Origin of the sequence: Geomonas sp. Red32 (assembly GCF_023652955.1) — a bacterium.
GTDB lineage: Bacteria > Desulfobacterota > Desulfuromonadia > Geobacterales > Geobacteraceae > Geomonas.
The window spans coordinates 496,887-507,624 of record NZ_JAKLOY010000004.1 but is presented as its reverse complement, the minus strand read 5'-3'; the positions used below and the strand labels follow the sequence as shown (position 1 = coordinate 507,624).

Sequence of the window (10,738 nt, the reverse complement as noted above, 5' to 3'; positions counted from 1 at the left end):
CCGAGAGGGCCACACCCGTTCCCATCCCGAACACGGAAGTTAAGCCTCTCAGGGCCGATGGTACTGCACTGGTAACGGTGTGGGAGAGTAGGTCGCCGCAGGGAATTTAATAGAAAGCCCCGCCTGGGTATTCCAGCGCGGGGCTTTTCCTTTTCTCTCAACTCGAGTGTTGAAAAGCTTGGGCGCCTTCGTTGACTCTTCTAAAAACTCCTCACCCGAGAGCATCTTCTCCTCCATAATTAAAAAGCCCCGCCAGGTTGTTCCCAGCAGGGCTTTTTTCCGGTCTCTTCGACCCGATCTGCTAGACCAGGTTGAAATTGTTCTGATAGGCGATCAGGGTGTTGATCATCAGGGCGGCCACCGTCATCCGCCCGACCCCTCCCGGCACCGGCGTTATCCAGGCGCACTTTGGGGCCACGGCGTCGAATGCCACATCGCCGACAATCTTCCCACTCTCAAGCCGGTTGATGCCGACGTCGATGAGGGTCACCCCTTCCTTCACCATGTCCGGCGTCACGAACCCGGGAATTCCCACCGCGACAATAACGATGTCGGCCCTGCGCGTCTCGTCCAGCAGCAGTTCTCGGGGCGTTTCGATGTGAGTAAGCGTGACCGTTGCATTGCCGATGTCGAAATCGTTGGAAAGCATAATGGAGATCGGCTTACCTACGATGTTCGACCTGCCGATAACCACACAGTGCTTCCCTACTACCGGTACCTGGTAAAACTGCAACAGCTTACAGATGCCGTAAGCCGTGGCGGGACGGAATGCCTTCTGCCCGAGCGCCATCCTGCCAAAGTTGGTGGGATGAAAGCCGTCGATGTCCTTGTCGGGGGAGATACTGTTGATCACTTTCTGCTGATCGATGTGGGCAGGCAGCGGCAGCTGTACGATTACCCCGTCGGTTGAGGGATCCAGGTTTATCTCCTCGATCTTGGCCAGGAGCTCTTGTTCGTAGACGGTTTCCGGGAAGCGGACCAGACTGCTATCGAACCCCGACAGCGAGCAGGTGGTGATTTTCGACTTTACGTACGATTCGCTGGGGGCATGGTTTCCCACCAGGATTACGGTCATGTGCGGCTTGCGGAGCCCCGCCGCCACATGTACCGCGACCTGGCGGGATATGTCTGCGACCAGACTTTCCGCACAAAGTTTTCCATCGAGTAGTTTCATGTTTTTCCTTCCTTATTGAGTCCGGCAGATCGGCACTCTTGGCCGGCTTCTGACTTGTCCCCTTTTCCTTTCTGTTAGCATAAAACCCTTTACCTCTCAATGTTTACAACTTTTCAGGACGTATACGTTCGCCGCTTGCCGGTCTTTGCGAGTTTTGGCCAGTTTTGCGCGTGTAAAAGCTTCGCACCGGCCCCCGGCAAACGGTGAAATTTTACCTTAAATCTCTACTGTTTAAAGTGGAGAAGAGAAGATTTGTATTTCTTAACCAATAAACAGGAAGTATACCATTACTAAACTTTTCGTTGACAAACCATCGTGAAAAGCCTAGAGTACCAAAATATACAAAATGTTTACCATTGCTAAACTGGAGGACCTGCGTGAAGATCGGTGAGAGGTTGAAGCGGCTCAGAATGGCTAACTCCTTGACACAAGAGGAACTTGCCAGCCGCGCCGACCTTACCAAAGGCTTCATTTCCCAGCTTGAAAACGACGCCACATCTCCTTCCATTGCCACCTTGAAGGACATCGTTGACGTTCTCGGTATCAGCATGCAGGAGTTCTTCAGCGAAGAGCCCGCCCAGGATGTGGTCTTCGGGAAGGAATCCCGCGTACAAGCGACGGACGACGGGGACAACGTGAAGGTGGAACTGCTGGTGCCGGGAGCCCAGAACCGCGAGATGGATCCGGTGCTGGTGACCCTCGAACCGGGCGGGGAAATGGATGAACAGCCGATGCATGAAGGCGAGGAGTTTGGCTTCGTCATCTCCGGAAAAGTGCAGTTGCGGTTGGACGACAAGGTCTACACGGTGGACAAGGGGGAATGTTTCTACTTCTCCTCGGACCACCGTCACACGGTAAAGAATATTGGCAAGGGTGCGGCCAAGCTCCTCTGGGTAGTCACGCCGCCCACCTTCTACTATTGAACAACACGACAGGAGAGAGAATCTACATGAGCAAAGTACTGATTATTGGTGCGGGCGGAGTCGGCGGGGTCGTCACTCACAAGTGCGCCCAGGCCAAAGGGATCATCACCGAGATCACCCTTGCTTCCCGGACCGAGTCCAAGTGCCGGGCCATCGCTGAGCAGATCCCGCATTTCCCCGTCAAGACTGCCCAGGTGGATGCCGATAACGTTCCCGAGCTGATCGAGCTCATCAAGAAAGAGCAGCCCAAGCTGGTCATCAACGTGGCGCTCCCCTACCAGGACCTGACCATCATGGACGCCTGCCTCGCCACCGGTGTCGACTACCTCGATACCGCCAACTACGAGCCGCTCGACACCGCCAAGTTCGAGTACAGCTGGCAGTGGGCTTATGAGGACCGCTTCAAAGAGGCCGGTCTCATGGCGCTTTTGGGCTCCGGCTTCGACCCGGGCGTCACCAACGTCTTCACCGCGCTGGCGGCCAAGAAGTACCTGGACGAGGTGCAGGAGATCGACATCATCGACGCCAACGCCGGCAACCACGGCCAGCCCTTCGCCACCAACTTCAACCCCGAGATCAACATCCGCGAGGTCACCGCTTCCTGCCGTCACTGGGAGAACGGCGCCTGGGTGGAGACCGGTCCGCTGGCGACCAAGCGCTCCTTCGATTTCCCCGACGGCATCGGCCCCATGAACATCTACCGGATGTACCACGAGGAGATGGAGTCGCTGGTCAAGCACATCCCGACCATCAAAAAGGCCCAGTTCTGGATGACCTTCTCCGACAATTACCTGAAGCACCTCGAGGTGCTCCAAAACGTCGGCATGACCCGCATCGATGAGGTCGAGTTCAACGGCCAGAAGATCGTCCCGCTGCAGTTCCTGAAAGCCGTCCTCCCCGACCCGGGGAGCCTCGGGCCGCTCACCAAGGGTCGCACCTGCATCGGCGTGGTGGCCAAAGGGATCAAGGACGGTAAGAGGAAGCAGGTCTACATCTACAACATCTGCGACCACGAAGCGTGCTACCGCGAGGTGAAGTCGCAGGCGATCAGCTACACCACCGGTGTCCCCGCCGTGGTGGGAGCCATCATGATGCTTTCCGGCAAGTGGCACCAGTCTGGCGTCTACAATATGGAGCAGTTCGATCCCGAACCGTTCCTCGAAGTCCTTTCCGCCTACGGCCTCCCGTTCGAGGTCATCGAGGGTGGCGACTGGCTGGAGCTTGCGTGACCCGGCTGCACGTCGAAGAAATGACCAGGCTGGCACCTTCCCCCTCGTACGTGGTGGATCTGGGAAGGCTGCGCCATAACCTGGCCATTCTGGACGAGGTCCAAAAGCGGAGCGGCGCCAAGATCCTGATGGCCCTCAAGGCCTTCTCCATGTGGAGCGTTTTTCCGATCATCGCGCAGACGCTGAAAGGGGTCTGCGCAAGCTCGCCTTGGGAGGCGAGGCTGGGGCGGGAGGAATTCGGTGGCGAGGTGCACGGCTTCGCGGCCGCCTTCAAGGAGGCCGACATCCGCGAGCTGCTGACCACCTCGAACCACCTGGTCTTCAACTCGTTCAACCAGCTCGAGCGCTTCCGCCCGCTCTGGGAGGCCGAAGCCGGCCGCGTCTCCGTCGGCCTCAGGGTCAACCCGGAGCACTCCGAGGGACATACCGCCATCTACGACCCCGCCGCACCGAAGTCGCGGCTGGGGATCGTGCGGGCCGAGTTCGAGGGGCGATCCATCAAGGGGGTGGAAGGCCTTCACTTCCATACCCTCTGCGAACAGCTCTTCGAGCCCTTGCAGCGGACCGCCGCCGCCTTCGAGGAGAAGTTCGGCGAGTTCCTGCCGCAGATGAAATGGCTGAACCTCGGGGGAGGGCACCACATCACCCGGGAGGGGTACGACATCGATGCCCTCGTGGAGCTGGTCAAATACTTCCGCGGCAAGTACGGTGTGGAGGTCTACCTCGAGCCGGGCGAGGCGATCGCTATCGGGACCGGCATCCTGGTCTCCGAGGTGATGGACGTGGTGCATAACCAGGCCGACATCGCCATCCTCGACGTCTCGGCAACCTGCCACATGCCGGACATCCTGGAAATGCCGTACCGCCCCGAGATCCAGGATGGCTTCGATCCCGGCGTCAAGGCGCACGACTACCGGCTCGGCGGGCCCTCCTGCCTGGCTGGCGACGTGATCGGCGACTGGTCATTCGAGCGGCCGCTCAAAGCCGGGGACCGGCTGACCTTTCTCGACATGTCGCACTACACCATGGTGAAGACCACCACCTTCAACGGGATCCAGCATCCCAGCATCTGCACCTTCGAACCCCGTACCGGCGAGCTCGAGGTGGTGCGCCGTTTCAACTACCAGGACTTCAAATCCCGTTTGTCGTGAGCCTCAGCTTCATACTCAAACTGTACAGGTGACGCCAACTATGCCCAAATGGACCATTAACGATTCTTCCAAGGTGTACAACATCGAAAACTGGGGCGCCGAGCTCTTCTCCATCAACAAGAAGGGGAACGTCTGCGTGCATCCTTCCCCGAACTCGAAGTACTCGATCGATCTCAGGATGCTGATGGACGACCTCATCAAGAGGAAGATCAAGCCTCCCATCCTGCTTCGCTTCATGAACATCCTCGAGGGGCGTATCGCCTCCATCAGCCGGGTGTTCAAGAACGCCATCCAGGAGAACAACTACCCGGCCAGGTACCAGACCTTCTATCCGATCAAGGTGAACCAGCAGCGCCAGGTGGTCGAGGCGATCGCCAACTTCGGCAAGAAGTACAACATCGGCCTCGAGGTCGGTTCCAAACCGGAGCTGGTGGCGGCCATCTCCATGTCGACCGGGAGCAACCTTCCGATCATCTGCAACGGCTACAAGGACACCGAGTTCATCGAGACGGTGCTCTTCGCCACCCGGGTGGGCTACGACATCACCATCGTCATCGAGAAGCTCTTCGAACTGGAGAAGATCGTCGAGGTCTCCAAGCGGACCGGCATCCTCCCCAAGCTGGGGATCCGGGTAAAACTCTCCTCCAAAGGGATCGGCAAATGGTCGACCTCCGGCGGGGACGACGCCAAATTCGGTTTGAGAATTTCCGAGATCATAGCCGCCATCGACAAGCTCAAGGAAAGCAACATGCTGGGGTGCGTGAAGCTTCTCCACTTCCACGTGGGGAGCCAGATCACCAAGATCGACAAGATCAAGAACGCGCTCATCGAGGGGACCCGGATCTATGCCGAGATGCGCAAGCTCGGCGTCGACCTCGAGTTCCTCGACATCGGCGGCGGCCTCGGGGTCGACTACGACGGCTCCAAGTCGAGCTACTTCTCCAGCGTCAACTACTCGATCGAGGAGTACGCCAACGACGTCATCTACCAGATCAAGAACATCTGCGACGACGCCGGCGTTCCCTGCCCGAACATCATCTCGGAATCGGGCCGCGCTACCGTCGCCCACTACTCCGTGCTGGTGACCAACGTTCTAAACAACAACACCCAGACCCTGCTCCCGGATTTCGAGTCGGTCTTAAGCGACGCCAGCAAGGTGGGCGAGCTTTCCCCGACCGTCAAGAAGCTTTTGGATATCTACAAGAGCATCGACCGCCATTCCCTCAGGGAGGACTACCACGACACCATCCAGCTGATCCAGGAGTCGGTGAGCCTCTTCAACCTGGGCTACCTCAACATGAACGAGCGGGCGCACGCGGAATGGATCTACTCCCGGATCATCCGCAAGATCAACAACATCGTGGAAAAGCTGAAGCCGATCCCGGAGGAGCTGCAGAACTTCCAGCTCTCCCTCAGACAGACCTACTTCACCAACTTCTCGCTCTTCCAGTCCATCCCGGACTCCTGGGCCATCGACCAGCTCTTCCCGATCGTACCGATCCAGCGGCTGGACGAGAAGCCGGACGTCCTCACCTCCATCGCCGACATCACCTGCGACTCGGACGGCGAGATCACGAGCTTCGTCGGCCAGACCGGCCGCACCAAGGCGCTGCCGCTGCACAAGATCAAGTCTGACGAGGACTACTACATCGGCTTCTTCCTGATCGGCGCCTACCAGGAGATCCTTGGCGACATGCACAACCTGTTCGGCGACACCAACGCGGTGCATATCACCTTCAACAAGAAGACCAACTACAAGATCGACACGGTGATCACCGGCGACACCACCTGGGAGAGCCTCAAGTACGTCCAGTACGACAGCTCCGAGATCTTGAAACGGATCCGCAACAACCTCGAGAAGGATGTCTCCCTGCAGAAGGTTTCCATCGAGGAGAGCAGCCATTTCCTCGAGCTGATGGAAAAGACGTTGCAGTCTTACACCTACCTCGGAGAGTAAGCCGCTCAAACAACGAAGCCCGCCCTGGCAAAGGGGCGGGCTTTTTTGCTGATAACTTCACCATACCGGCGGCTTCAACTCTCTCCACTCTTTTCTTCACTCCTTTTCAACCTACTCCCTACCTCACTGCCTGTTTTCCTGATCCAGTAGTATCATTGGCTGGTGCCCTTGCTGATCCAGTCAGCATTCTCGCTATGACTGCCTCTGGCTGGAAAGTGTCGTTCTCAGTGGTAAACTCCTCGGGAGTGCCTGCTTCTCCCCCCTGCCGATTATTCCCGACAAAAAAGAGGGTATTTGACTTATGTCAAACGTTTTGGCCGCTGGAACGGCCATCATTGGGCGCCCAATTTTGCCACCGTTGCATTGCCCGTCGACCCGTCCGCCGAGGCGGCCACAAGGAGGTCTGCTGTGCCCATTTCAGGTGTCGTGATTACCTGCCATCCCCAGAGCTGCCAGGCGGCGGCCGGCGTCATCTCCACCCTCGCCGGTGTGGAAGTCCACGGTGTGCTGCCGGAAGGGCAGATCGTAGCGGTGATCGAGGCCGAGGACGTGGAGGGCGAGGTCGGCCTCGTCACCAGGATCCACGAGATCGACGGGGTCAGCGCGGTCCGGCTTGCCTACCACAGTTTCGAGGATCTGTAAGTAACGCATTGTCATGGAGAAGTCACTATCAGGAGGAATCATGGAACTCAGCAGGCGCACGTTTCTCAAGGCGAGTGCGGCAGCGGCAGCCTTCGCCGCCGCGGGAGTCACCAGCCTAAAAGGCATTCAACCGGATGAGGCCCAGGCGTCCGAAGGCGGGCTCACTTGGGGGAAGGCCCCCTGCCGTTTTTGCGGCACCGGTTGCGGCGTGCTGGTCGGGGTCAAGGAGGGCCGGATCGTGGCGACCAAGGCGGACCCGGAAGCCTCGGTCAACAAGGGGCTCAACTGCGTCAAGGGATACTTCCTCGCCAAGGTGCTCTACGGTACGGACCGGCTCACCACCCCGCTGATCCGCAAGAACGGCAAGCTCGTCGAGGCCAGCTGGGACGAAGCGATGACCCTCATCGCCTCCAAGTTCCAGGAATCCATCGCTAAACACGGCCCCGATTCGGTGGCCATGTACGGTTCCGGCCAGTGGACCGTTTTCGAAGGGTACGCCGCCAGCAAGCTCTTCAAGGCGGGGATCGGCACCAACAACATCGAGGTGAACGCCCGTCTCTGCATGGCCTCCGCGGTGACCGGCTTCATGACCACCTTCGCGAGCGACGAGCCGATGGGATGTTTCGACGACTTCGACCTTGGGGATACCTTCTTCCTCTGGGGAGCCAACATGGCCGAGTGCCATCCGGTGCTCTTCTCGCGGATCCTGGACAACAAGCGCAACAACCCGGCGGTGAAGATCATCGATTTCGCCACCAGGAAGACCCGCACCTCCCAGATGGCCGACCGCTACGTCCCGTTCGCTCCCCAGACCGACTTGGCGCTTTTGAACGCCTTCGCCCACGTTATCGTCCGGGACGGGCTCTACAACCAGCGTTTCATCGACGAGCACGTGGTCTTCAAGAGGGGGAAGGAGAACATAGGCTACGGTCTCACCGACAAGTTCAAGTTTGCCGACGAGGCCAAGGCGATCGATTTCTCCGCCTACAAGGAGTTCCTCAAGCCGTACACTCCCGAGCACGTATCCAAGCTCTCCGGGGTCCCCGCCGCCACCATCGTCGAGCTCGCGCACCTGTACGCCGATCCGAACCGCAAGGTCAACTCGCTTTGGACCATGGGGTTCAACCAGCACACCCGCGGCACCTGGGTCAATAACCTCGTTTACAACCTGCACCTTCTGACCGGGAAGATCTGCCGCCCCGGCGAAAACCCGTTCTCCTTGACCGGACAGCCTTCCGCCTGCGGGACTACCCGCGAGGTCGGCACCTTCACCCACCGGCTTCCGGCCGACATGGTGGTCATGAACCCCGAGCACCGGGAGAAGGCGGCCAAAATCTGGGGGGTGGATCCCAACAAGATCCCGGCCAAGCCGACCTACAACGCGACCGAGATGTTCCGCGCCTTCGACCGGGGCGACATCAAGGTGCTCTGGAGCCAGGTCACCAACCCGTTCCAGTCGCTTCCCAACTTGAACCGCTACCGCAAGGGGGCCCAGAAAGGGGAGGGGAGGTTCCTGATCGTCTCCGACATCTATCCCACCCGCTCGACCGAGATCGCCGACGTCGTGCTTCCCTCCGCCTCCTGGGTGGAGAAGGAAGGGGCCTTCGGCAACGCCGAGCGCCGCACCCAGCAGTGGTTCAAGATGGTCGATCCCCCCGGTGAGGCGAAGAACGACCTCTGGCAGACCATCGAGCTCGCCAAGCGCCTCGGCCACGGGAACCTCTTCCCCTACAGCTATCCGGAGAAGGAGATCTGGGAGGAGTACCGGAAATTCGCCGAGGGGATGGGGAAAGACCTGGCTCCCTACGAGGAGTACACGAAGGTCCGCGGGATGCGCTGGCCGGTGGTGAACGGCAAGGAGACCCGCTACCGCTATCTCGAAGGGGAGGATCCGTACGTCAAGGCGGGGGAGGGGATCAAGTTCTACAAGAACAAGCCCGACCATTACAAGGCGGTCATCTGGGCGCGTCCCTACGAACCGGCTCCCGAGGTGCCGGACCGGCAGTACCCGTTCTGGCTCTGCACCGGCCGCGTCCTCGAGCACTGGCACACCGGCACCATGACCGGTAGGGTTCCCGAGCTGAAGCGGGCCTATGCGGAGGCCGTCTGCGAGATGCATCCGGACGATGCCGCGCGGCTGGGGATCCACCACGGCGGCAAGGTGAAAATGTCGTCCCGCCGCGGGAGCCTGGTGCTGACCGCCGATCTCCGTGGCCGCGGGCGGGCTGAGCGCGGGAACGTCTTCGTGGCCTTCTTCGACGAAGGGAAATTGATCAACGAACTCTGCATCGACGCCTACTGCCCGATTTCCGCCGAGCCGGATTACAAGAAATGCGCAGTCAAGGTGGAGAAGATCTGACAACGGACATCGCGTGGTCGAGGAGGTTCATACATGAAATTCAGTACCTGCAGTAGCTTCATCGTCATGCTGGTCGCGCTCGGCTCAACGCCGCTGCTGGCCGCCGCCGGCAACATCGATGCCGATGCCCGGTTCGCCGAGGGCGATCCGCCGGTCATTCCGCACCGGATCCAGGACGACGCCACCGCCAAGGAGTGCCTCGGCTGCCACTGGCCCCCGGGGAAGGCGACCTATACCCCGCATCCTCTGCGGACCGCCTGCACCCAGTGCCACGTGCGCAGTGTGCCGGACGCCGCGCCCCAGGAACCCGCCAAACCGGCTCGCAAGAAGGGCCGCCGGTGACCATTTCCCGCAAGGAATTTTTCAGGCAGGGGGTGCTCTCGCTGGGGAGCGCCGCCCTGGACCTGGCTGGCCTGCGGGGCGCGGAGACGAGTACTTCCACCGAACGGGCCGAGGGAGGGGAGCCAAGCTTACTCCCTCGGCCCGAGTTGGTGGCGGCACCTTCCCCCGGGCTCTGCCTGGCACGCAGTTGCGGATGCTTCTCCTGCCTGGAGCGCTGTCCCGAGGAGGCGATCACGCTCGTCCCAAGCGTAGGCGTTGAGGTCGACTCCGCCCGGTGCACCGGCTGCGGCATCTGTCAGGATCTCTGCCCGACCTTTCCCAAGGCAATCGTGCTCGCCCGCCGGGAACCCGCGGAGAACGCCGGGTGACACCCCTCCCCGCGGGACTCCTTCCCCTCCCGCCGTCTGTCTGTCCACTCCTCCAAAAATCCGCATATATCTTCTATACACCCCGCTTTTCCCGGTAAAACGATGAAATCCCGATGTCTTAGCCGGTTAGCGCCGTTTTTTGCCCCGGCAGTGGGGGAGGGGGTGTATGCGGGAGTTATACAACGGCGCCCCTCCCGGGCCCCCCTCTCAAGCTTCCTGACACCAATGAATCCCTGCTAAATTGAAGCGTTAGCATTGCGTGGCCCGTTTTTCTTCGTCTTGGCACGTTTGCTGCTTTTAATGGATATCGAATCAGATATTTTCGGGACCAGAGGAGGATGTCATGAGAGCGCCAATCAACACACTTATCGCGATGGCTGCATCGGCTACCACGGCGTATGCCGCAGGTGGACAGAGTGACGAGCCCGGCATCCTCTGCTGGGCGTTCATGGGGTTCTGCGCCGTTGTCTTCGTCGGGCAGCTGGTGCCCGCCGCCCTGATGCTGATCGGGGCCGCCAAGGGGCTCTTCGGCAAGGACGAGGAGGCTAAGTACCGCGTCTAGGTACGGCGGAAGTGCGAACAAAAAAAGCCGC

At 59.9% G+C, this 10,738-nt stretch carries 10 protein-coding genes and 1 rRNA gene; 10 read left to right on the top strand and 1 reads right to left on the bottom strand.

Annotated elements, in window-relative coordinates:
* Window positions 1-104: ribosomal RNA gene (gene rrf / locus L4X63_RS13795) — 5S ribosomal RNA — on the top strand; the annotation flags it as partial.
* A gap of 197 nt (window positions 105-301) precedes the next feature.
* Here rrf and L4X63_RS13790 read toward each other — a convergent pair.
* Window positions 302-1,174, bottom strand: a complete 873-nt coding sequence (locus tag L4X63_RS13790) for a bifunctional 5,10-methylenetetrahydrofolate dehydrogenase/5,10-methenyltetrahydrofolate cyclohydrolase (RefSeq protein WP_250679224.1) — start codon at window positions 1,172-1,174, stop codon at window positions 302-304.
* 377 nt (window positions 1,175-1,551) lie between these two features.
* On the opposite strand from L4X63_RS13790, the gene L4X63_RS13785 reads away from it, so the two are divergent.
* From L4X63_RS13785 to L4X63_RS13745, 9 genes are all read left to right on the top strand, one after another.
* Entirely contained in the window at window positions 1,552-2,097 is a 546-nt protein-coding gene (locus L4X63_RS13785; RefSeq protein WP_250679223.1) for a helix-turn-helix domain-containing protein, read from the top strand.
* Window positions 2,098-2,123: 26 nt separating this feature from the next.
* Window positions 2,124-3,326, top strand: coding sequence for a saccharopine dehydrogenase family protein (locus L4X63_RS13780; RefSeq protein WP_250679222.1), 1,203 nt, complete (start codon window positions 2,124-2,126; stop codon window positions 3,324-3,326).
* A gap of 20 nt (window positions 3,327-3,346) precedes the next feature.
* Window positions 3,347-4,477 (top strand): carboxynorspermidine decarboxylase, encoded by a 1,131-nt coding sequence (gene nspC / locus L4X63_RS13775; RefSeq protein WP_284694639.1) that lies wholly within the window; start codon window positions 3,347-3,349, stop codon window positions 4,475-4,477.
* Window positions 4,478-4,517: 40 nt separating this feature from the next.
* The gene (speA, locus tag L4X63_RS13770; RefSeq protein WP_250679220.1) at window positions 4,518-6,434 is read left to right on the top strand and encodes a biosynthetic arginine decarboxylase; all 1,917 of its coding nucleotides are present in this window, start codon (window positions 4,518-4,520) and stop codon (window positions 6,432-6,434) included.
* A gap of 408 nt (window positions 6,435-6,842) precedes the next feature.
* Complete coding sequence (locus L4X63_RS13765; RefSeq protein WP_250679219.1) at window positions 6,843-7,076, top strand: chaperone NapD; 234 nt, start codon at window positions 6,843-6,845, stop codon at window positions 7,074-7,076.
* 40 nt (window positions 7,077-7,116) lie between these two features.
* Window positions 7,117-9,435, top strand: coding sequence for a molybdopterin-dependent oxidoreductase (locus L4X63_RS13760; RefSeq protein ID WP_250679218.1), 2,319 nt, complete (start codon window positions 7,117-7,119; stop codon window positions 9,433-9,435).
* Window positions 9,436-9,468: 33 nt separating this feature from the next.
* Window positions 9,469-9,777: a nitrate reductase cytochrome c-type subunit gene (locus tag L4X63_RS13755; RefSeq protein WP_250679217.1), complete on the top strand. Its 309-nt coding sequence runs from the start codon at window positions 9,469-9,471 to the stop codon at window positions 9,775-9,777.
* Window positions 9,774-10,145, top strand: coding sequence for a 4Fe-4S dicluster domain-containing protein (locus tag L4X63_RS23910; protein ID WP_250679216.1), 372 nt, complete (start codon window positions 9,774-9,776; stop codon window positions 10,143-10,145). Before L4X63_RS13755 ends, L4X63_RS23910 begins: the two co-directional genes overlap by 4 nt.
* 343 nt (window positions 10,146-10,488) lie before the next feature.
* On the top strand, window positions 10,489-10,707 hold the full coding sequence (locus tag L4X63_RS13745; RefSeq protein WP_250679215.1) for a hypothetical protein: 219 nt from the start codon (window positions 10,489-10,491) through the stop codon (window positions 10,705-10,707).
* Window positions 10,708-10,738: the final 31 nt, after the last annotated feature.